This window comes from Brevundimonas sp. KH_058 (genome assembly GCF_057838505.1).
In genome coordinates this window covers 2,538,054-2,557,749 of record NZ_CM174469.1, presented here as the reverse complement: position 1 = coordinate 2,557,749, position 19,696 = coordinate 2,538,054, and the positions used below count along the sequence as shown (strand labels likewise).

The 19,696-nt window shown below is 66.7% G+C and carries 24 protein-coding genes; 15 read left to right on the top strand and 9 right to left on the bottom strand.

Annotated features, from left to right (window positions below; translation table 11 throughout):
- The first annotated feature begins 54 nt into the window (after nucleotides 1-54).
- Entirely contained in the window at nucleotides 55-828 is a 774-nt protein-coding gene (locus AC3ISA_RS12610) for a LytTR family DNA-binding domain-containing protein (protein WP_489178148.1), read from the top strand.
- A 75-nt stretch (nucleotides 829-903) separates the two neighbouring features.
- Here AC3ISA_RS12610 and AC3ISA_RS12605 read toward each other — a convergent pair whose 3' ends face one another.
- Nucleotides 904-1,113, bottom strand: coding sequence for a DUF3126 family protein (locus AC3ISA_RS12605; RefSeq protein ID WP_135195287.1), 210 nt, complete (start codon nucleotides 1,111-1,113; stop codon nucleotides 904-906).
- An 83-nt stretch (nucleotides 1,114-1,196) separates the two neighbouring features.
- Entirely contained in the window at nucleotides 1,197-2,414 is a 1,218-nt protein-coding gene (locus tag AC3ISA_RS12600) for an acetyltransferase domain-containing protein (RefSeq protein ID WP_489178147.1), read from the bottom strand.
- A gap of 48 nt (nucleotides 2,415-2,462) precedes the next feature.
- Between AC3ISA_RS12600 and AC3ISA_RS12595 the strand changes: the two genes are divergently transcribed.
- On the top strand, nucleotides 2,463-4,544 hold the full coding sequence (locus AC3ISA_RS12595; protein WP_489178146.1) for a TonB-dependent siderophore receptor: 2,082 nt from the start codon (nucleotides 2,463-2,465) through the stop codon (nucleotides 4,542-4,544).
- An 8-nt stretch (nucleotides 4,545-4,552) separates the two neighbouring features.
- On the opposite strand, the gene cysE is transcribed toward AC3ISA_RS12595, so the two are convergent.
- Complete coding sequence (gene cysE, locus AC3ISA_RS12590; RefSeq protein ID WP_489178145.1) at nucleotides 4,553-5,380, bottom strand: serine O-acetyltransferase; 828 nt, start codon at nucleotides 5,378-5,380, stop codon at nucleotides 4,553-4,555.
- A gap of 20 nt (nucleotides 5,381-5,400) precedes the next feature.
- Nucleotides 5,401-6,027, bottom strand: a complete 627-nt coding sequence (locus AC3ISA_RS12585) for an NUDIX domain-containing protein (RefSeq protein WP_489178144.1) — start codon at nucleotides 6,025-6,027, stop codon at nucleotides 5,401-5,403.
- Between the two features lie 45 nt (nucleotides 6,028-6,072).
- On the opposite strand from AC3ISA_RS12585, the gene AC3ISA_RS12580 reads away from it, so the two are divergent.
- Nucleotides 6,073-6,666: a nitroreductase family protein gene (locus AC3ISA_RS12580; RefSeq protein WP_489178143.1), complete on the top strand. Its 594-nt coding sequence runs from the start codon at nucleotides 6,073-6,075 to the stop codon at nucleotides 6,664-6,666.
- A 72-nt stretch (nucleotides 6,667-6,738) separates the two neighbouring features.
- Nucleotides 6,739-7,401: a DedA family protein gene (locus AC3ISA_RS12575; protein ID WP_489178142.1), complete on the top strand. Its 663-nt coding sequence runs from the start codon at nucleotides 6,739-6,741 to the stop codon at nucleotides 7,399-7,401.
- Here the strand turns inward: AC3ISA_RS12575 and AC3ISA_RS12570 are convergent.
- A complete protein-coding gene (locus tag AC3ISA_RS12570) occupies nucleotides 7,373-8,245 on the bottom strand; it encodes a DUF817 domain-containing protein (RefSeq protein ID WP_489178141.1) in 873 nt (290 codons plus the stop codon). The genes AC3ISA_RS12575 and AC3ISA_RS12570 overlap by 29 nt on opposite strands.
- Before the next feature lie 34 nt (nucleotides 8,246-8,279).
- Nucleotides 8,280-8,741, bottom strand: a complete 462-nt coding sequence (queF, locus tag AC3ISA_RS12565; protein WP_300139298.1) for a preQ(1) synthase — start codon at nucleotides 8,739-8,741, stop codon at nucleotides 8,280-8,282.
- Nucleotides 8,742-8,848: 107 nt separating this feature from the next.
- Here queF and AC3ISA_RS12560 point away from each other — a divergent pair, with 107 nt between their 5' ends.
- The 7 genes from AC3ISA_RS12560 (at nucleotide 8,849) to AC3ISA_RS12530 (ending at nucleotide 12,668) form a co-directional block, all read left to right on the top strand.
- On the top strand, nucleotides 8,849-9,250 hold the full coding sequence (locus AC3ISA_RS12560) for an endonuclease domain-containing protein (RefSeq protein WP_489178140.1): 402 nt from the start codon (nucleotides 8,849-8,851) through the stop codon (nucleotides 9,248-9,250).
- 338 nt (nucleotides 9,251-9,588) lie between these two features.
- Entirely contained in the window at nucleotides 9,589-10,521 is a 933-nt protein-coding gene (locus tag AC3ISA_RS12555; RefSeq protein ID WP_489178139.1) for an NAD(P)H-dependent flavin oxidoreductase, read from the top strand.
- Nucleotides 10,522-10,559: 38 nt separating this feature from the next.
- Complete coding sequence (locus AC3ISA_RS12550; protein ID WP_489178138.1) at nucleotides 10,560-11,261, top strand: TorF family putative porin; 702 nt, start codon at nucleotides 10,560-10,562, stop codon at nucleotides 11,259-11,261.
- Between the two features lie 174 nt (nucleotides 11,262-11,435).
- The gene (locus AC3ISA_RS12545) at nucleotides 11,436-11,648 is read left to right on the top strand and encodes a cold-shock protein (RefSeq protein WP_008260450.1); all 213 of its coding nucleotides are present in this window, start codon (nucleotides 11,436-11,438) and stop codon (nucleotides 11,646-11,648) included.
- A 42-nt stretch (nucleotides 11,649-11,690) separates the two neighbouring features.
- Nucleotides 11,691-11,864 (top strand): hypothetical protein, encoded by a 174-nt coding sequence (locus tag AC3ISA_RS12540; protein ID WP_167762545.1) that lies wholly within the window; start codon nucleotides 11,691-11,693, stop codon nucleotides 11,862-11,864.
- Between the two features lie 25 nt (nucleotides 11,865-11,889).
- Entirely contained in the window at nucleotides 11,890-12,147 is a 258-nt protein-coding gene (locus tag AC3ISA_RS12535; protein ID WP_489178137.1) for a hypothetical protein, read from the top strand.
- A 53-nt stretch (nucleotides 12,148-12,200) separates the two neighbouring features.
- Nucleotides 12,201-12,668 carry a thioesterase domain-containing protein gene (locus tag AC3ISA_RS12530; protein WP_372695181.1) on the top strand — a complete coding sequence of 156 codons (468 nt, stop codon included), beginning with the start codon at nucleotides 12,201-12,203 and terminating at the stop codon, nucleotides 12,666-12,668.
- Here AC3ISA_RS12530 and AC3ISA_RS12525 read toward each other — a convergent pair.
- From AC3ISA_RS12525 to AC3ISA_RS12515, 3 genes are read right to left on the bottom strand one after another with little or no spacing between them, the layout of a single operon-like run.
- Nucleotides 12,653-13,816 (bottom strand): cystathionine gamma-synthase, encoded by a 1,164-nt coding sequence (locus tag AC3ISA_RS12525; protein ID WP_489178136.1) that lies wholly within the window; start codon nucleotides 13,814-13,816, stop codon nucleotides 12,653-12,655. The genes AC3ISA_RS12530 and AC3ISA_RS12525 overlap by 16 nt on opposite strands.
- Nucleotides 13,817-13,825: 9 nt before the next feature.
- On the bottom strand, nucleotides 13,826-14,263 hold the full coding sequence (locus AC3ISA_RS12520) for a hypothetical protein (protein WP_489178135.1): 438 nt from the start codon (nucleotides 14,261-14,263) through the stop codon (nucleotides 13,826-13,828).
- Between the two features lies 1 nt (nucleotide 14,264).
- The gene (locus tag AC3ISA_RS12515) at nucleotides 14,265-15,665 is read right to left on the bottom strand and encodes a pyridoxal-phosphate dependent enzyme (RefSeq protein ID WP_489178134.1); all 1,401 of its coding nucleotides are present in this window, start codon (nucleotides 15,663-15,665) and stop codon (nucleotides 14,265-14,267) included.
- 162 nt (nucleotides 15,666-15,827) lie between these two features.
- Here AC3ISA_RS12515 and AC3ISA_RS12510 point away from each other — a divergent pair, with 162 nt between their 5' ends.
- The 4 genes from AC3ISA_RS12510 (at nucleotide 15,828) to AC3ISA_RS12495 (ending at nucleotide 19,695) form a co-directional block, all read left to right on the top strand.
- Nucleotides 15,828-16,088 (top strand): type II toxin-antitoxin system Phd/YefM family antitoxin, encoded by a 261-nt coding sequence (locus tag AC3ISA_RS12510; protein WP_372695175.1) that lies wholly within the window; start codon nucleotides 15,828-15,830, stop codon nucleotides 16,086-16,088.
- Entirely contained in the window at nucleotides 16,085-16,534 is a 450-nt protein-coding gene (locus AC3ISA_RS12505; RefSeq protein ID WP_372695173.1) for a type II toxin-antitoxin system VapC family toxin, read from the top strand. The genes AC3ISA_RS12510 and AC3ISA_RS12505 overlap by 4 nt, the downstream gene beginning before the upstream one ends.
- Nucleotide 16,535: 1 nt before the next feature.
- The gene (gene rnr / locus AC3ISA_RS12500) at nucleotides 16,536-18,851 is read left to right on the top strand and encodes a ribonuclease R (protein WP_489178133.1); all 2,316 of its coding nucleotides are present in this window, start codon (nucleotides 16,536-16,538) and stop codon (nucleotides 18,849-18,851) included.
- A 136-nt stretch (nucleotides 18,852-18,987) separates the two neighbouring features.
- Nucleotides 18,988-19,695, top strand: a complete 708-nt coding sequence (locus AC3ISA_RS12495; RefSeq protein ID WP_489180108.1) for an NUDIX hydrolase — start codon at nucleotides 18,988-18,990, stop codon at nucleotides 19,693-19,695.
- Nucleotide 19,696: the final 1 nt, after the last annotated feature.

Genomic DNA, 19,696 nt, shown 5'->3' with positions numbered 1-19,696 from the left:
GGCTCGCTAGGCCCGACTTCGCGAACGGCGCCGTGGGGGCGTGAACGGGACGGCATGGGTCACAAGACGAAGACCATCATCGGGGCGACGACCGCGCGGCGCTGGGCCGTCGACGCCGTCATGCTCGCCGTCATGGGCCTGTTGCTCGGGTTTCTCGGCCCCTTCGATTCTGACAATGCGCCCCTCGCGAGTCGCTACACCTATTGGACGATCTGCATGCTGGGCGGGGGCCTGATCGCGGTCGCCGTGGACGAAAGCCTGGGCCGTCGCCTACCAATCCTGTGGAGACGCGTTGCCGTGACCTCGGCGCTCGCCACGCCGCTGGTGACCCTGTTCGTCGTCGTGACCCAGCACCTGATGTTCGCAGAGCAGCGCTGGTCGATCTATCTGCCGCTGCTGTGGCAGGTCGGGCCCATCATGCTGGCGGCCATGGCGGTCAGGGCCCTGGTGTGGCGCCGGATGCCGGCGCGGGTCGAGACGCGGACCGTCGTCGTCCCTCCCCTGCCCGAGACCGAGGCGGCGTTCAGGCAGCGGCTGTCAGCTAAACGGCGCGGCGCCCGCCTGATCGCCATCGAGGCGCACGACCATTATCTGAGGGTCCATACCGATGCGGGCGCCGAGCTGATCACCCTGAGGTTCGCCGACGCGCTGGACGAACTGGCGCGGGCGCACGGATGGCGGGTCCATCGCTCGTGGTGGGTGGCGGCCGATGCGGTGGAAGAGGTGCGTTGGCGGCGCGGGACGGGCGAGATACGCCTCGTCGGCGGCCTGACGGCGCCGGTCAGCCGGACCCATGGCCCTGTGCTGAAAGAAGCGGGCTGGCTCTAGAGGCGCCACCCGCCGGTCGTGCCGTGATCGCCCCGCGTCGGTCGAGGCCGGGCGATCACGTCTTGGGACGAAAGCCTATTCCGGCAGGTCTTCGGCCAGGATCGCCATTTCGAACATGAACGAGCCTTCCTCGTCTTCATCCTCGAAGACGATGCCGATGAACTCGTCGCCGACATAGACTTCGGCCGAGTCGTTCTGCTTGGGGCGGGCCTTCAGGATGATGCCGCCGGTGTTGAAGGTGCGCTTGAGGTGGGCCTCGATGCGCTTCAGGTCGGTGTCTTTCACGGGGGCCTCATGGTCTGAACGTTGGCGGCGGACCCTAGAGACATCGGCCGTTCAGGGAAACCGGCCACGCGCATTTTCCCGTTTCAGAGATAACGCATCCACCACTGCGAACTGCGCCGCTTCACGCCCGCGAACCAGCGGCAGGCGAACCAGCACGGCACGGCGACGACGGCCGCCAGCAACCACAGCCACCCGACGCCCGGCACGCCGAAGCCGTCGCCCTGGTTGGCGCCGAACAGGGCCAGGGCCGCCAGGTTCAGCAGATGCAGCCCGTAGAGGTGGATCAGATAGAAGAACAGCGGCGCCCCGCCGAATACGGCCAGCAGACCGATCAGCCGATTCGGCGCCTTCTCCAGCCCCGCCAGGACCAGAGCCCCGACGCCCAGCGTCAGCAGCAGGAAGTCGGCCGACGGCGGATATTTGGTCAGGTTCAGCACGCTCATCACCGTCTGGATCGGCGTCGCCTGCACGGCCCAGGGCGCATCGCCATAGACATTGATCGCCCTCAGCACGACGAACAGGGCAAGCGCGCCCAGGCCCGTCAGCACCAGCCGCTTCAGCCGCGTCTTCTGCTCGCCCACGAACCACGGCCCGATGGCGTAACCCAGCGCCGCCACGCCGATCCACGGCAGCAAGGGATACGAAGTCCTCGCCTGAGCGCCCCAAGGCAGGTCGATGAAGCCGCGATCATGCAGCACGGCCCAGAGCGCATGGCCGGGCTGACCGGCCGCAATGGTGATCGGATCCAGCAGATTGTGCCCCAGTACGATGACTAGCCCGACAGCGATCAAGACCTGACGCGGCAGATGCACCAGCGCCGCCAGCGCGATCATCGACAGGCCGATGACCCAGATCACCTGCAGATAGACGATCTCGGGCGTGAACGAGAAGGTCCAGGCGAAGCTGACCACCGTCAGCTCCAGCGCAACCAGGAACAGGCCCCGTTTAAGCAGGAACTCGGACGCCGCCTTGGCGCCGTTGACTTGGGCCCCGTTCGCCCCGCCCGTCTGCTTGTTCCCATACAGCCACGCCCCCAACCCGGTAAGGGCCACGAACACCGGCGCGCACAGGTGGGCCGACAACCGCGTGAAGAACAGGGCCGGCGAGGTCGTCTCCACATCCATGGGGTCCGAGACCTGGGCGTGGATGAAGAAGAACTCCCGCGCGTGATCGACCAGCATCAGCAGGATTACCAGCCCGCGCAGGGCGTCGATGGATCGGATCCGACCCACCGCCCGGATCGGGGCGGCTGTCGGAGCGGCGGAGGCGGGAACAAGCGTTGCAATGGTTGACATCGTCATGTCGGAACGGATAGCCGATATAGTATAACGTTACAAACGGAGTCTGATTTGTCCCTCCTCATGAGCTGCGCCGGCGCGTGCCTGCTGGTCGCCGCCAACGCCCCCGTCGCCATCCCTGCGCCCGTTACGGCAGCCGAACCCCAGACGGTGGGCGAGATCGTGGTCCTGGGCCGACGTCAGGCGCCGCGCGACCTGACCCTGGGCGCCGGGCCGGTGACGGAGGCCATGTCGCCGTCCAGCCGCTCCATCGAAAACGACCTGATCAAGGCCGTGGGCGCCACGCGTTTGGCCGACGCCCTGGAGCTGGTCAGCGGCGTCAGCCAGCAGAACAATCGCGGCGGCGTCATGGACAATTTCGCCATTCGCGGCTTCCTGGGCACGCCCGACGGCGGCGCCGAATATTACGTCGACGGCTTCCTGGCCAATCGCGGCATGGCCCCGCCGCGCGACCCGGCGACGGCCGAGCGGATCGAGGTGCTGAAGGGGCCGTCCGGCGCCCTGTTCGGCGACATCGACCCGGCGGGACGGATCAACATCGTGTCCAAGACGCCGCGCTTCGCGACCGGCGCCGTCTTCACTGCCACGGTCGGCTCGTTCGGCCTGAGGCGCGGCGAACTGGATCTGACCGGCCCGATCTCGGAGACCCTGGCCGGGCGGTTGGTTGTGGCGGGCGAGACCTCAAGCGGCTGGCGCGATCATGTCGGCCTGGACCGCACCGTGGTCGCGCCGTCCCTCACCTGGCGGCCGAATGCAGACCTGCGCCTGACCTATGTGGGGGAGTTCACGACCTTCACCACCCTGTTCGACCGGGGCATGCCGGCGATCGACGGCGACGCCCTGGCTCTGCCGGAATCGAACTACTATGGCGAGCCCGGCGACGGCGTGACCCGCTTCCGCAACGAGCGGCACCAGATCACCGGCGAATACCGCATCAACGACGGCTGGAGCCTGAACGGCGGCGTCGCCTGGCGGCGCGGCTCGCTTAAGGGTCTGTCCAGCGACCAGTCCCGCCTGGTCGGGGACCAGTTGTGGCGCCAGCGCCGGGGCCGCGACTTCACGGTGGAGGATCTGTCGGCCCGGCTGGAGCTGAACGGCGTGGTCGAGACAGGGCTCGGCGTCCACAACCTCGGCTTCGGGGTGAAGGCCTATCAGCTGACCTATGGCGAGAAATGGCTGCGCATCAATCCGAACGCCGCCAATCCCTATCCGATCAACGTCTTCAACCCCGTCTATGGCGCGGTGACGCCGCCGACGCCGTTGCCCTTCACCGATAATCTGGAAACCCGCGAGGTCGTCACCCTCTACGCCCAGGACCTGTGGGAGGTGAACGACCGCCTCAGCCTGCTGGCCGGGCTGCGGTTCGATGACTACGATCAGACCATACGCAACAACCGCACCGGAGGCATTGGCGAGGCCAGCGACACGCCGCTGAAATACCGGTTCGCGGCCCGCTATCGCCTGACCGACAACCTGACCGCCCACGCCAGTTACGGCCAGTCCTTCGTCCTGAACTCAGGCACGGGTCGCGACGGTTCGGGCTTCGCGCCCGAAGACGGCAAGGGTTACGAGATCGGCCTGGCCGGCGCCTGGGACGGGCTGGATCTGGCCGCCACCGTCTTCGACATCGAGAAGTCGAACATCCTGACCACCGACCCGATTGATGCAAGTTTCCTGGCCCCGGTCGGCAAGCTGACGACGCGCGGGGTCGAGCTGGACGGCGCCCTGAAGATCGACGACGCCTGGCAGGTGGTGGCCAACTACAGCTGGACCGACGCCAAGGCCGACGACAGCGCCTTCGCCACCGACGCCGTGCTGAACGTGCCCGAACATTCGGGGTCGCTGTTCGCCATCGGCCGGTTCGACACGGCGCACGGCACGACCTGGTCGCTGATGGCCGGCGCCGCCTATGTCGGCGATCGGGCCGGTGCCCTGACGCTGAACCCCGTGCGCCTGCCGGCCTACTGGAAGGCCAAGGCCGCGCTGGACTACGGCCTGACGCCCCAGGTGACGGCCCGGATCGAGATCGACAACATGTTCGACGAGCGATACGCCGCCAGCTCCTACAGCGCCCTGTGGATCTTCCCCGGCGCACCCCGCAGCGTGCGCGCCTCGCTCAGGATCGCCCTGTGAGGTTGCCGTCAGATGACGAAGTCGTACACCACATCGGCAAGGGTATGATCCATGGTGCGGGCCGGTTCGGAGTTGGTCGGGCAGTTGACCAGCCGGGCCGGCACCCCCGCCACCGTGCAGCCGGACGGCACAGCCTTCAGCACCACCGAGCCGGAGGCGACCTTGGCGTAGTCGCCGACGTGGATATTGCCCAGCACCTTGGCCCCAGCGCCCAGCAGAACGCCCTTGCCGATCTTGGGGTGACGATCGCCGCGATCCGCGCCCGTCCCGCCCAGGGTCACGCCGTGCAGCATGGACACGTCGTCGCCGACCACCGCCGTCTCGCCGATGACGATGCCGGTGCCATGATCGAGGAACAGCCCCTTGCCCAGTTGCGCGCCCGGATGGATGTCCAGCTGGAACAACTCGGAGATGCGGCTCTGGAAGTGGAAGGCCAGTGTCTCGCGCCCCTGCCCCCACAGCCAGTGCGCCACGCGCCAGCCCTGAAGCGCCTGGAAGCCTTTGAAATACAGGAACGGCTGCAACAGGTTGCGGATCGCCGGGTCGCGTTCGGCCACCGCCTGCAGGTCCGCTTCCGCCGCCTCGACCATGGCCGGATCGGCCTTGAACGCCGACAGGCAGACCTCGCGCACCGACATGGCGCTCATCTCGCCATCGGCCAGCTTGCGCGCGATCTGGAAGCTGAGCGCGCCGGCCAGGTCGTCGTGCGACAGGATCACCGCATTCATCTGCGAGCCCAGTTGCGGTTCCTCGCGCGAGGCGGCCTCGGCCGACGCGCGCAGCTGGCGCCACACGCTGTCGGTTCCAGTTTCCGCGACGACTTCAAGCTTGGCCATGACCGGCTCCTTCGGCGACATCATACGCGTCCCAGCATGGCCTGCGCCAGCGGCTGAGGCAGTTCGCCGTTCATCGCCATATGATAGGCCTTGTAGGCCGTCGCCACCGTCAGACTGTCACGCACCGTCCCGCGCCCGATCTCGTCCAGCAGATCCAGGAACGGCACGCGCACTACGGCGATGATCTCGGTCGGATCGGGCGCGGTCGCCGCAGGGCTCAGGCCCCAGGCGATCCAGGTCTTGCCGATCTCGTCGGTGACCGAGTTGGACATCTCGACCGTCAGGGCCGGCAGCCAGTGTTCGGCCTCTAGCCCCGCTTCCTCGCCCAGTTCACGCCGGACCCCGTCGAACGGATTCTCGTCCAAAGGCGCCCCGCCCTCGGGCATTTCCCAGGAGTAGTTGGCCAGGGCGAACCGCTGCTGGCCGACCAAGGTCACCGTGCCGTCGTCATGCACCGGCAGGACGCCGGTCCCGACATTCTTGAACCGCACCACGGCATAGTCGGCCGCATGCCCCGTCGGCGCTGTCGCCGGATGTCGGGTCAGGGCCAGCCACGGGCTGTCGAACACGGTCTCGGTCCCCTCGCTGCGCCACGCCGGCGGCTTGGACAAGCCTTTCGCCCATTTCGGTTCGTCGGAAATCTTCATGATTCACCTATGGCGAAGCCGGGGGCGAAAACCTAGCTAGACGGCATGACCGCGCTCAACGAACCGCTGCCCCTGCCCGTTCCGTCACAGGCCTTTCTCGACCGGCTGGCGACGCGCCGTTCGGCCCCGGCCCAGGCCCTGGTCGCGCCCGGCCCGTCCGAGGCGGAGCTGGAGCAGATCCTGACCCTGGGCGCCCGCACGCCGGATCACGGCAAGCTGTTCCCCTGGCGGTTCGTGGTCATGGGGCCGCAATCGCGCGCCGAGATCGCAGAGCGTCTGGCGGTGCTGGCCGAACTGCACAACCGACCGGCCAAGGATCAGGCGGTCCTGGCCAAGCTGACGGCCGCCCCCCTCACCATCCTGGTCGTCTCGACGCCGATCCCCGACGCCAAGCCGATCTGGGAGCAGCAGCTGTCGGCCGGCGCCGTCTGCATGAACCTGGAACACGCAGCGTCCGGGTTCGGCTATTCCTCCAGCTGGATCACCGACTGGTACAGCTATGACGCCCAGGCCACCCGGCTGTTCGGACTGACGGAAAGCGAGACCGTCGCCGGCTTCATCCATATCGGAACCCTGACCGAGGCGCCTCTGGAGCGCCCCCGCCCCGACATCGCCGCCAAGGTCACACGCCTGCCGTAAGCCGGTGACATAAGGTCGCCCTGCGTCGGTTAGACCTCGACCGACCCCGCCTTTCTCCCCCAAGGCCTCCGTATGGATTCCCTGTTGCAAGCCGTGGGCGACTTCATCGCCCGCAACCATATGTGGGCCGGCGTCATGCTGGGCCTGGTCGTGTTCGTCGAGTCGCTGGCCGTCATCGGCGCCTTCGTGCCCGCCACCGGCCTGCTGGTCGCAGCGGGCGGGCTGATCGCGGCGGGCGTGCTGGATCCGGTCAACGTCATCGTCGGCTGCGTCGTCGGCGCGGTGATCGGCGACGCCGTCTCCTACTGGGCGGGGCGCCGTCTGGGCTTCCGCTTCCTGCAGCGCCCGATGTTCAAGCCGCACCGTCGTCGCATCGCCTGGACGCGCCTGTACTGCCGTCGCTACGGCATCCTGTCGATCTTCGTCGGCCGCTTCTTCGGCCCCTTGCGCGCCTTCGTGCCCCTGACGCTGGGCATGCTCAGGATGCGCCAGCGGTCGTTCCAGTTCGGCAACGTCACCTCCGGCATCGTCTGGGTGCTGGCCATGCTGGCGCCCGGCTATCTGGCGGCTCAGGGCCTGGCCAAGATGGAAGTCCTCAGCGAGGCCCACGGCCCCACCCTGCTGATCGGCGCCATCGCCCTGGCGATCCTGATCGTCGCCGTCGCCTATCGCCTGATCAAGGCCCGCATGAGCCGCAAGTCCGCCATCATGCGCGGGGCGCTGGAGAGCCGCTGATCTCGTCCTCCGGCCGGTGGACGATGGACACCAGCACGACCGAGATGATCATCAGCAGGAACCAGCTGCCCAGCTTGGCCAGGGACACCATCTCCCACCCCGCCTCCTGCCCCGGATAGACCCAGGCCCGCCCCAGCGTGCCCAGGTTCTCGGCGAACCAGATGAACGTCGCCACCAGCCCATATCCCAGCAGCAGCGGCATAGACCGCCTGCGTTGGTCCGCCGTGAAATAGAACCACCCCCGCCCGAACAGCAGCACCGTCGCCGCGAACAGCGCGATCCGCACGTCCGGCAGCCAATGATGGGCGAAGAAGTTCACATAGATCGCCGCCGCCAGCACCCAGGTCGTCCACAGCGGCGGATAGGCCCGCACCCGGATATGGAAGATCCGCTGCACCCGCGCGATATAGCTGCCCACCGCCGCATACATAAAGCCCGAGAACAGCGGCACGGCCCCGATCCGCAGCAGACTGTCCTCGGGATAGATCCACGACCCGTGCGCGGTCTTGAACAGCTCCATGATCGTCCCCGCCACATGGAACAGGAAGATCACCCGCGCCTCCTCCCAGCTCTCCAGCCGGAACGCCAGCATCGCCGCCTGGATCAGCACCGCCCCGACCGCCAGGAAGTCGTAGCGCGACACCGGCGCCCCCTCCGGCCAGAACAGGAAGGTCGCCAGGATCAAGCCCAGCATCAGCCCGCCAAACAGACACGCCCACCCCTGCTTCAGCCCGAACCACAGAAACTCGTAGGCATAGCGGCGCGGCCGGGATCGATCAGCCCAAGCCTTGGCCCGCGTGAGGAGACGTCGGCCCCAGGCTTCGAGGGGAAGGCGCTGTTTCATTCCTTCTCCCCTTGCGGGAGAAGGACGCAAGCCCTTACCCCCGCCCGCGATAGGTCGGCACGCCCTGATCCGGCAGCCACAGCCCTTCCGGCGGCGCGCCGGTCTGCCAGAAGACGTCGATCGGGATGCCGCCGCGCGGATACCAGTACCCCCCGATCCGCAGCCATTTGGGCGCCAGCAGGTCGGCCAGCTTGCGGCCGATGGCGACGGTGCAGTCCTCGTGGAAGGCGCCGTGGTTGCGGAAACTGGTCAGATACAGTTTCAGGCTCTTGGACTCGACCAGCCACTCGCCCGGCGCATAATCGATGACGATATGGGCGAAGTCCGGCTGGCCCGTCACCGGGCACAGGCTTGTGAACTCGGGCGCCGTGAACCGGGCCAGATAGAGCGTGTCCGCATGCGGGTTCGGCACCCGCTCCAGCACGGCCGTCTCGGGACTGGTCGGGGCGGCGGTCTGGGCGCCGAGCTGGCTGAGGTTGTCGGTGTAGTGGGTCATGCGGGGCATTTAGGCGCTTGCGGCGAAGTTGAAAATCCTCCCCCATCGGGGGAGGGGGACCGCGAAGCGGTGGAGGGGGCCGGCCGCGCACTCGGTCGATGACACAAATGACATATGCACCCAAGTCGACCGTCGCCCGCGCCCGCCAACTGCGCCACGAAATGACCCTGCCCGAAGTGCTGCTGTGGGGGCAGATTCGAGGGCGACGTCTGGACGGTATCCGTTTTCGTCGCCAGCACCCCGTCGGCCCCTACATACTGGACTTCTATTGCGAAGAGGCGCGGCTGGCGGTCGAGGTCGATGGTGAAAGCCACGCCCAGCCCGAGGCCGTCGAGCACGATAGATGCCGGACGGAATGGCTGAATGCGCGCGCAATCACCGTTGTTCGGGTCACGGCGCGGGATGTGCTAGGCGAGATGGCGGCGGTGGTGGATCACATTCACCGACAGGTGCGCGATCGGCCCCCTCCACCGCTGCGCGGTCCCCCTCCCCCGACGGGGGAGGATTAAGAGGCGCCACCCATCCTTCTTCGCGAAAACTTCTTTCGCCGTTTCAACGCCCTGACGCCCACCAGCGTCATTCGACCAACCGCCCCTGCAAACGCCCATACAATGCGCGGTTTCAGTCAGGAGAGCGAAACTTCGGACTCGCGAAGCCCAACCCCCACGCGCCCAATTGCACTTCCTTGCACATTGCACTCCATTCCCGCGTGCAACTGCAATTCCACCCGGCCCGGATTTCAGACGATTGAGACTCTGTTTTTCGCACCCAAGTCTCAAATCCCCGCGATTGCCTTCCCCGGCGACAGCCCGCTAAGCGTAGCGAAAGAAAACTCCAGGAGACGCCCGTGGCCATTCCCGCTTCGCTGCAAAAAGGTCTGATCCTGCCGATCATTTCGGCGCCCATGTTCCTGGTGTCCGGCCCGGATCTGGTGGTCGAGGCTTGTAATGCGGGGGTGATCGGCACCTTCCCGTCGCTGAACCAGCGCACGACCGAGGGCTATCGCGACTGGATTCACGAGATCAAGGGCCGGCTGACGCCTGACGCCGCCGCCTTCGGCGTCAACCACATCGTCCACCCGACCAATCCCCGGCTGATGGCCGACATGGTGGTGTCGGTCGAGGAGAAGGTGCCGCTGATCATCACCTCGCTGGGCGCCGTGCGCGACGTGGTCGATGCGGTTCACGGCTATGGCGGTCAGGTCTTCCACGACATCGCCAACATCCGCCATGCGCGAAAGGCGGCCGAGGCGGGCGTCGATGGGCTGATCCTGGTCGCCAACGGCGCGGGCGGCCATGCGGGCATCATCAACCCCTTCGCCCTGGTCAACGAGGTTCGCAGCTTCTTCAAGGGGACCATCATCCTGTCGGGCGCCCTGTCCACGGGTCAGGACGTGGCGGCCGCGATGATGCTGGGCGCCGACTTCGCCTATATGGGCACCCGCTTCATCAACACGACCGAGGCCATGGCCCCGCCTGCCTACAAGCAGATGGTGATCGACAGCGGCTCGACCGACATCGTCCACACCCCGGCGGTGTCGGGCATCCCGGCCAACTTCATGAGCAAGTCATTGATCGACAACGGGATCGATCCGAAACACCTGCCCGAGCACAAGCTGGACATGGGCGACGAGGCCAAGGCCTGGAAGACCGTCTGGTCCGCCGGTCAGGGCGCGGGCGCGATCCACGACGTCCTGCCGACCGCCGAACTGGTGACGCGCCTGCGACAGGAGTTCGATCAGGCCACGGCCGAATTCGCCATCAAGGCCGGAGCACGCTAAAGGCGGCGCCGAACCGCATCTCGCGCGTTGGAGCCCGCATGATCCGCACCACCGCCCTCGCCGCCCTCGCCGCCGTCGCTCTGGTCAACCCTGCGGTCGCCCAATCCGCCTCAGGTCAATCCGCGAGGGACGCCTGGTCGTTCGAATTGGGCGCCGGAACGGACAACCGCTCCAAGAATGCGTCCAAGTCCGGTAACGACGGCTACGCCTTCGGTTCGGCGACCTGGAAAAGCGAGAACGGCCTGTTCTACGCCGGCCCCGGCTTCGAAACGATCCAGGCGGGCGGCTCCAACATCGAAGCCGAGTTCGTGGTCGGCTACCAACCCGAGGCCTTCGGCTACCGTTTCGACTTCAACGCGGTCTACAAGCAGCGCGTCGGCGCCCAGGCGGGCTATGATGAGGTCGGCGTGGAGCTGACCGGCAACGTCAGCCGCTCCATCGGCCCCGCCAGCGCCCGCCTTCAGGTCCAGTATTCGCCCGACGCCCCCGGTTCGACCGACACCTTCACCTGGGTCGAGGGCCGCGTGGGCTGGGACTTCACCAACCGCCTGGAAGGCACGGTCGCCGTCGGTCGTCGCGAACAGGACGGCGCCCCCGACTACACGGGCTGGAACGCCGGCGTGACCTATGCGGTGACGGACACGCTGGACCTCGACCTGCGCTACTACGATACCGACGCCCACACCTTCGGCGAACAGTACGAAGACGCCCTGGTGGCCCAGGTCGCCTACGCCTTCTGAGCCCGCGCCTTGCGGAAAGGGCGCTGGAGGCCCATATAGGGTCTGTCGATCTCTCTGCGTAACGCCGCTGCTCCCTTTGCATCACGCACCGAGGTCCAAAAGCCGATCCCATTCAGACCCGACAGGCCGACCAGGGATCCCTCCCTGCGGTCAACGCCAGACGGAGGTCTCCAAATGGCTACCGGCACTGTAAAATGGTACAACCCCACCAAAGGCTACGGCTTCATCGCTCCCGATGACGGCGGCAAGGACGTCTTCGTCCATGCCTCGGCCGTCGAAACGTCGAGCGTTGGTTCGCTGAACGAGGGCCAGAAGATTTCCTACGAAATCGAACGCGATTCGCGCTCCGGCAAGGAATCCGCTGGTCGCCTTACGGCGGCAGAGTAGGACACGCTTCTCAACACGCATGCCATCGCTTTCGATGGCGTCGTGACGAAGCACCTGCCTCTGGGCGGCCGCAAGGTCCGTCTGGACAACGGCCACGTCGTCTCGGTCCTGCCCTCGCTTGGTTCGCCTAAAGGCCTATCCCTGCTGGGCGACCGCGTCGTGGTCGAGATCGCCTTCAATCAGCTAAAGGGCTGGCGCCTCGCGCGCCGGCCCTGAAGCCCGTTCCATCAGGACGTGACCCATGACGACCCTCGCCGAAAAAATCCCGACGATGACCGACGCCGACCTCAACAGCCTGCGCGCCAACGCCACGCGCCTGGCCGAAACCGGCGGCTCGACACAAGTGATGGCCGCCGCTGATATCCTGCCTGTGATCGACACCGAGATCGCCCGCCGCGCCGCCCTGCCCAAGGCCGCCAAGGCGCCGGTGAAGCGCGCCGCCCCCAAAAAGAAGCTGCCGCCCGTCACCGGCCACCAGACCGCCCTTCCCTCTAGCTGAGACGGATCGACTCCCGGCTGGCCGCATAGCCTACAGGGTTGCTAGAAGGCGTCATGACCGCTGACGCCCTCCAGTCCTATCTCCACGATCATATCCCGCTGTCTCGCGCGATGCAGGTCAGCGTAACGGCCATGACGGCTGACGCCCTCACGCTTCAGGCGCCGCTGGCGCCCAACATCAATCATCGCGATACCGTCTTCGGCGGCAGCGCCTCGGCCCTCGCCATCCTCTCGGCCTGGTCGCTGGTTCACACCAAACTCACATACGAGGGACTGAAGGCGCGGCTGGTGATCCAGTCGAACACCGTCCACTACGATCAGCCCATCGCAGGCGCGTTCCAGTCAACCGCCGTGCTGGCCTCACCCGACGACTGGCCCCGCTTCGTCGCCATGTTTCAGCGTCGCGGCAAGGCGCGCATCACGATCGCGGCCACCCTGACCGAAAACGGTCAGGCCGCGGGCCGGTTCGAAGGCAGTTTCGTCGCCCTGAAAATGGACGACGAGGGTCAGCCCAGGGCCTGATCCAGATCAGCGATCAGGTCCTCGACGTTCTCGACCCCGACCGATAGCCGGATCAGGTTGTCGGTCACGCCGCCCGCCTCGCGCACCTCCTTGGGCACGCTCGCGTGGGTCATGATCGCAGGGTGGTTCACCAGGCTCTCGACCCCGCCCAGCGACTCCGCCAGGGTGAAGACCTCGACCTGCTCCAGCACGCGTTTCGTGCGCTCCAGGTCGCCCTCCAGGATCACCGTCACCATGCCGCCGTAGCCGCCGCTCATCTGGCGCGCGGCCAGTTCATGCTGCGGGTGAGCGATCAGGCCGGGATAGATGACCTTGGCCACGCCCTTGCGCGTCTCCAGCCACCGCGCCACCGTCAGGGCGTTCTCGCAGTGCGCCTTCATCCGCAGCGCCAGGGTCTTCAGCCCCCGGTTGGCCAGGAAGGCGTCGAACGGCCCCATGATGCCGCCGACCGAGTTCTGCAGGAACTTGATCCGCGTCGCCAGGTCGGGATCGGCCGTCACCAGCACCCCACCGATGATGTCGGAATGGCCGTTCAGGTATTTGGTCGCCGAGTGCATCACCACATCCGCCCCCAGGCTCAGCGGCTGCTGGCAGAAGGGCGTGGCGAAAGTGTTATCGACGATCAGCAGCAGGCCGTGCGCCTTGGCCACCTTCGACAGGGCGGCGATGTCGGCCAGCTTCATCAGCGGATTGGTGGGCGTCTCGACCCACAGCATCTTCGTCTTGGGCGTGATCGCCGCCTCGACCGCAGCGATGTCGCTCAGGTCCACATAGGCGAAGTCCAGCCCCATGGTGCGCCGGCGCACCCGCTCGAACAGCCGCCACGACCCGCCGTACAGGTCGTCGCCGGTGACCACGTGGTCGCCCGCGTCCAGCAACTCCAGCGCCGTCGAGGTCGCCGCCATGCCCGATCCGAAGCCGAACCCGTGCGTGCCGCCCTCCAGATCGGCGATACAGGCCTCGAACGCCTCCCGCGTCGGGTTCTTGCCCCGCGCATACTCGTACCCCTTGTTCACGCCCGGGCTTTCCTGGGCATAGGTCGAGGTGGCGTAGATCGGCGTCATCACCGCCCCGGTCGTCGGGTCGGGATGCTGTCCAGCATGGATAGCGCGGGTCGAGAAACCCTGGCTGTTCTTCTTGTCGCTCATCTGTCGTCCTTAAAGATCAAAGCCAGGATGGAGGTCTGTGCGAGGCTCGTTCTCGATCCACCCCTCAGCGGTCAGCCGATCCTGCAGCCGCGTCTCACCTACGGTGTATTCGATCTGGGTTTCCATAGGCGCATCCAGTCCGGGCAGCAGAGTTCTTAGCAGATCGCGAACCCCGTCGAGATCGTCCGCCTCGATATCAATACCGGTCAGTATGATGGAGCTGATCCCGTTCTCGTCCGGCTCTGACTGCATCGTGCCTCCGCCGCTGACATAGCCGAGATTGCGAATCTTCAACTGCTCCTCAATCGGATCTTCGAAGAGGTAGTGGCGCTCAACCGGCTGCACGTCCCCGGGCATCCTGACATAGACGAAGCTGCTCTCGAACTCGCCGGTCGACGGCGGAGCGGCGTCGTCGGCCTTTCCGAAGACTTTCTTGAGCCAGGACATGTCAGCGGTTGAGGCTGAGGTGGTTGATCAGGTCGGTGCGGGTGATCAGGCCGACGAACGTTTCGCCGTCCAGCACGATCGCCACGCGGTCGCGGTCGAAGACCGGGATCAGGGCGTCCAGCGGCTCCTTGACCTGAAGGGTGTCCAGATCGCGCGTCATGGCCGAGGCCACCGGCTTGGCGAACCGTTCCTTACGCGTGATCTCGTCTGTGTTCATGATGCGGATCAGGTCGCTCTCGTCCAGGATACCGACCAGACGGCCGTCGTCGATGATCGGCAACTGGGACACGTCGGCGCCCTTCATCCGCTTGAAGGCGGTGTCCAGGGTGTCGCCCGGACCGGCCACGACCACGTCGCCCTTCTCGTATTTGCGGTTGATCAGATCCGACAGGTCGCCGTGCAGCTCGCGCTCGCCCAGTCCCTGATCCGCAAGCCAGGCGTCGTTATAGACCTTCGACAGATACTTGGCCCCGGTGTCGCAGACGAAGGTGACGCAGGTCTTGGCTTCCGTCTGCTCGCGGCACCAGCGCAGGGCCGAGGCGATCAGGGTGCCCGACGACGAGCCGGCCAGGATGCCTTCCTTCAGCAGCAGCTCGCGCGCGGTGGCGATCGCCTCTGCATCGGGGATGGAATAGGCCTTGTCGATCAGGCTCATGTCCGCCGTATCGGGCACGAAGTTCTGGCCGATTCCCTCGACGGTATAGCCGCCTTCCGGTCCCGGCACGCCGTTGTTGACGATGCCGGCCAGGGTCGAACCGACCGGATCGGCCAGGATGATCTGCGCCTTGGAGCCCACGCTCTTGAGGAAGCGCGCCGTCCCGGTGATGGTGCCGCCCGAGCCGATGCCGGCGACGAAGGCGTCGATGTCGCCGCCCGTCTGCGCCCAGATTTCCGGCCCCGTCGTCTTCACATGGGCCTCGGCGTTGGCGGCGTTGGCGAACTGGTTGACGTAATAGGCGCCGGGAATGGCCTGGGCCAGCCGCTCGGCCATGTCGGTGTAATATTCAGGGTGCCCGTGCGGCACGTCCGAACGCGTCAGGCGAACATCGGCGCCCATCGCCCTGAGGTGCTGGATCTTTTCCTTCGACATCTTGTCCGGGATGACCAGCAGCACGTTATAACCCCGCGCCCGGCCGACCAGGGTCAGCGCCAGGCCCGTATTGCCCGCCGTCGCCTCGACGATGGCGCCGCCCGCCTTCAGCCAGCCTTCCTTCTCGGCCGCATCCAGCATCTCGACGGCGATCCGGTCCTTGATCGAACCGCCGGGGTTCTGGGACTCCAGTTTGAGCAGCAGGCGGCACTTGCCGGTGTCGATCTTCGTCACCTCCACCATCGGCGTCTTGCCGATCAGATCCAGCGGCGACTTCACGGTCGCGCTCAGGGCGGGGGCATGCAGGGACATCGAAGACTCCATTCGGGGACGGCGGAAGCTGAAGCCCCGCATTCACTCGGTCAACTTAAGCAAGATTTGACCGGGACCGAAGGTTCAAACGCGCTCATGGGGCCGCATCTGGCGAACGCAGCCAAGAATAGCTATAGTTATGGCTATATTCGGAGAGACTTCATGGCTGCCTACAGCGTCGCCGAAGCCAAAAACACCCTGCCCCGCCTGCTCGACAGGGCCATCGAGGGCGAGAAGGTGATCATCACCCGTCACGGCAAGCCCGTCGCGGAAATCCGTTCCCTGCCCGCCGAGCGCACGCCTATGTCTCGCGAACAAAGACTGGCGTTAATCGACGATTTCACGAAACGCCGCCAGGCGCTGCCTCCGCTCGACATTTCGGCTGCCGATCTGATCCGTCAGATGCGTGACGAAGGCGTATGAGCTTCTATTTTGACGCTAGCGCCCTGCTGGCGCTTCTACTCAACGAACCGTCTGCCGAGTACGTCGAGCGCTTCATGCGTCGCCATGATCAGACGATCAGCGTCAGCACCCTGTGCCTCGCGGAATGTTCGGCCGCAATTTCCGGTCTGGTGCGAATGGGACGCCGTTCTGAAGCCGAGGTGACGACCCTGCTCCAGCGTCTGGACGACTGGATCGACATATTCGGCGACCGTGTCGCGATTCTGGATACCGACGTCGAAGACGCCTGCGGTCTCGTGCGTCGTCTTGACCTGAAACTTCGAACCCCCGACGCGATCCACATCGCCGCAGCCAGACGGCTGAATGCACGCCTCATCACGCTGGATCATCCCATGGCGCAGGCGGCAAGCCTGCTGAACCTGGACTGCATCAATCCCGCCGACACCGCCGGCGAAATGAAAGACTGATTTGACCAAACCCACCCAGAGGCCGCCCGCCGGTCTCCCCGACAAAGACACCCTCCTCGCCTTCCTGCGCGAGGCCGGATCAGCCGAGAAGACCGATATCGCGCGCCATTTCGGGCTGAAGGGCAGCGACCGCCGGGCCTTGCGCGAAATGATCCGCGAGCTTGAAGAAGAAGGCCGGCTGGGCAAGCGCGGCCGCAAGGGCTTTTCCGAGGCCGGCGCCCTGCCCCCCGTCGGCGTGGCCGACGTGATCGAACGCGACGGCGACGGCGAACTGTACGTCCGCTTGGTCGAAGCCAGCGCCGACGCCCCGCGCGCCCTGCTGATGCCCGACAAGTCCAAGCCCGGTACCGCCCCCGGCCTGGGCGACCGTGTGCTGGTCAAGTTCCAGCGCGGCGACGAGGGCTGGGAAGCCCGGCTGATCAAGAAGCTGGACGTCGGGTCCAACCGCGTCCTGGGCGTCATCCGCAAGTCGGCGCGCGAGACCCGCGTCGAGCCGGTCGACCGCCGCTCCAAGGACGTGCTGCTGGTACCCCAGGCCCAGTCCGGCGACCTGCGCGACGGCGACCTGGTCCTGGCCGCCATCGAAAAGGGCGAGCAGCGCTATGGGCCCAAGCGCGGCAAGATTCTGGAGCACATTGGCAAGGAGGACGATCCCCGCGCCGCCTCCCTGATAGCCATCTACGCCCACAGCATCCCGACCGGCTTCTCAGAGGCCGTCGAGCGAGAGGCCGAGGATCAGGCCCTGCCAACGCTGAAGGGCCGCGAGGACCTGCGCGAGGTGCCCTTCATCACCATCGACCCCGCCGATGCGCGCGACCACGACGACGCCGTCTATGCGGCCCGCGACGAGGATCCGAAGAACGAGGGCGGCTGGATCGTCTGGGTCGCCATCGCCGATGTCGCCGCCTACGTCCGGCCCGGAACCCATCTGGACCGCGAGGCGCGCGACAAGGGCAACTCGACCTATTTCCCCGACCGCGTCGAACCGATGCTGCCGGAAGTGCTGTCGAACGGCCTGTGCAGCCTGAAGGAGGGCGAGAACCGCGCCTGCCTGGCCGTGCGGATGGTCTTCGACAAGGACGGCCGAAAGACCGACCACAAGTTCGTGCGCGGCCTGATGCGGTCCCACGCCAAGCTCAGCTACGAACAGGCCCAGGCCGCCATCGACGGGCAAACGGACGACGACACCGGCCCGATCATGGAGGCCATCCTCTATCCGCTGTGGAACGCCTACCACACCATGTTGAAGGGCAGGCTGAAGCGCAGCCCGCTGCAGATCGAATCCGCCGAGCGCCGCATCCGCATGGCCCCCGACGGCGGGATCGCCTCCATCGAGAAGCGCACCTCGCTGGAGGCGCACCGGCTGATCGAGGAGATGATGATCCAGGCCAACGTCTGCGCGGCGGAAACGCTGGAGCAGAAGAAGACGCCTCTGATCTATCGCATCCACGACACGCCCAGCCAGGAGAAGATCTTCAACCTGGCCGACTTCCTGTCGACCATCGGCAAGCCTTGGAACAAGGGCGAGCCGGGCACGACCAAGCGGTTCAACAAGCTGCTGGACGAGACGCGCGACACCGAACACGCCGACGTGGTCAACGAGGTCGTCCTGCGCAGCCAGATGCAGGCGATCTACAGCCCCGAGAACATCGGCCACTTCGGCCTGAACCTGGACCGCTACGCCCACTTCACCTCGCCGATCCGGCGCTATTCCGACCTGATCGTCCACCGCGGCCTGATCCGGGCGCTGAACCTGGGCAAGGACGGACTGACCGACCGCGAGATCGCCGAACTGCCGGCCATCGCCGAGGGCGTCACCATGACCGAGCGCCGGTCGATGGCGGCCGAGCGCGACGCGATGGACCGCTACATCGCCGCCTATCTGGAGGAACACGTCGGGGCGACCTTCACCGGCCGCATCACCGGCGTGACCCGGTTCGGCCTGTTCATCCGACTGGACGACACGGGCGCCGACGGCCTGGTCCCTGTCTCGACCCTGGGCAGCGAATATTTCACCCACGACGACCGCGCCCATGCCCTGGTCGGTGAACGCACCGGCAAGCGGTTCACGCTGGGCCGGATGGTCGAGGTCAAGCTGATGGAGGCCACGCCCGTCACCGGCGGCCTGGTGTTCGAAATGCTCAGTGAACCCGAAGCCCGCGATCCCAACGCCCCCGCCCCGCGCTATGGCGTGCGAGGACGCGGCGGCGACGGCCCGCCCATGCGCGGCAAGAACCGCCCCGGCGGCCCCAAGCCTCGCAACGGCGGACGGCCCGCCGGCGGTTTGAAAGGCGTCCGCAAGGGCAAGCGGAAGTGATCGAGAGCCTCCCAATCCTCCCCCATCGGGGGAGGGGGACCGCGAAGCGGTGGAGGGGGCTAATCACGCACCGTGTCTGGGGTTGGCCCCCTCCACCACGCTGCGCGCGGTCCCCCTCCCCCGATGGGGGAGGATTATCGTGACCGCCCCCTTCGACGCCGCTCAGGACCTAGCCGACGCTCCACGCGTCGGCGGGGCCCAGCGGCCAAAGGACGCCGCCACCCTGATCCTGACGCGGGGCGGCGGCAAACCCGAGGTGCTGATGGGACGGCGCGCGCCGGGACATGTCTTCATGGCGTCGAAATGGGTGTTCCCGGGCGGGCGAATCGACCGTAGCGACTTCACCGCCGCCGCGACCGGCGACCTGTCGTCAGATGTCGCGCGGCGGCTGGAAGGCGAACTGCCCGCCCGGCGCGCCCGCGCCCTGACCCTGACGGCGGTGCGCGAGACCTTTGAGGAGACCGGGCTGATCCTGGGGCGACCCGCGCCGAGCGCCTCGGTCGCCGGACCGTGGCGCGAGTATCGGCAGGCGGGCGCCCTGCCCGACCTGTCGGTCCTGTCCTACATCGCCCGCGCCATCACGCCGCCGGGCCGGACACGGCGGTTCGACGCTCGGTTCTTCATGGCCTCGGCCGAGGCCCTGCTGAGCCCGGAACCGACCGCCGGATCGGGCGAGCTGGACGAGATTGCCTGGCTGCCGTTGGACGAGGCTCGTGCGCTGGACCTACCCGCCATCACCCGCTTCGTGCTGGGGGAGTTGGCGGAGAGACTGGAACACCCGAACCGTCCCCTGCCGTTCGTGCGGATGGTGCGGGGCCGGCACACGGTCGAACACAGGGACTGAC

Excerpts from the sequence above, each read along its gene's own strand:
- AC3ISA_RS12600 (WP_489178147.1), bottom strand. The coding sequence starts at position 2,414 with ATGACGATGTCAACCATTGCAACGCTTGTTCCCGCCTCCGCCGCTCCG.
- AC3ISA_RS12550 (WP_489178138.1), top strand. The coding sequence starts at position 10,560 with ATGATCCGCACCACCGCCCTCGCCGCCCTCGCCGCCGTCGCTCTGGTC.
- AC3ISA_RS12610 (WP_489178148.1), top strand. The coding sequence starts at position 55 with ATGGGTCACAAGACGAAGACCATCATCGGGGCGACGACCGCGCGGCGC.
- AC3ISA_RS12580 (WP_489178143.1), top strand. The coding sequence starts at position 6,073 with ATGACCGCGCTCAACGAACCGCTGCCCCTGCCCGTTCCGTCACAGGCC.
- AC3ISA_RS12510 (WP_372695175.1), top strand. The coding sequence starts at position 15,828 with ATGGCTGCCTACAGCGTCGCCGAAGCCAAAAACACCCTGCCCCGCCTG.
- AC3ISA_RS12575 (WP_489178142.1), top strand. The coding sequence starts at position 6,739 with ATGGATTCCCTGTTGCAAGCCGTGGGCGACTTCATCGCCCGCAACCAT.
- AC3ISA_RS12585 (WP_489178144.1), bottom strand. The coding sequence starts at position 6,027 with ATGAAGATTTCCGACGAACCGAAATGGGCGAAAGGCTTGTCCAAGCCG.
- AC3ISA_RS12560 (WP_489178140.1), top strand. The coding sequence starts at position 8,849 with ATGACATATGCACCCAAGTCGACCGTCGCCCGCGCCCGCCAACTGCGC.
- AC3ISA_RS12515 (WP_489178134.1), bottom strand. The coding sequence starts at position 15,665 with ATGTCCCTGCATGCCCCCGCCCTGAGCGCGACCGTGAAGTCGCCGCTG.
- AC3ISA_RS12535 (WP_489178137.1), top strand. The coding sequence starts at position 11,890 with ATGACGACCCTCGCCGAAAAAATCCCGACGATGACCGACGCCGACCTC.
- AC3ISA_RS12530 (WP_372695181.1), top strand. The coding sequence starts at position 12,201 with ATGACCGCTGACGCCCTCCAGTCCTATCTCCACGATCATATCCCGCTG.
- AC3ISA_RS12505 (WP_372695173.1), top strand. The coding sequence starts at position 16,085 with ATGAGCTTCTATTTTGACGCTAGCGCCCTGCTGGCGCTTCTACTCAAC.
- AC3ISA_RS12520 (WP_489178135.1), bottom strand. The coding sequence starts at position 14,263 with ATGTCCTGGCTCAAGAAAGTCTTCGGAAAGGCCGACGACGCCGCTCCG.
- AC3ISA_RS12525 (WP_489178136.1), bottom strand. The coding sequence starts at position 13,816 with ATGAGCGACAAGAAGAACAGCCAGGGTTTCTCGACCCGCGCTATCCAT.
- queF (WP_300139298.1), bottom strand. The coding sequence starts at position 8,741 with ATGACCCACTACACCGACAACCTCAGCCAGCTCGGCGCCCAGACCGCC.
- cysE (WP_489178145.1), bottom strand. The coding sequence starts at position 5,380 with ATGGCCAAGCTTGAAGTCGTCGCGGAAACTGGAACCGACAGCGTGTGG.
- AC3ISA_RS12545 (WP_008260450.1), top strand. The coding sequence starts at position 11,436 with ATGGCTACCGGCACTGTAAAATGGTACAACCCCACCAAAGGCTACGGC.
- AC3ISA_RS12570 (WP_489178141.1), bottom strand. The coding sequence starts at position 8,245 with ATGAAACAGCGCCTTCCCCTCGAAGCCTGGGGCCGACGTCTCCTCACG.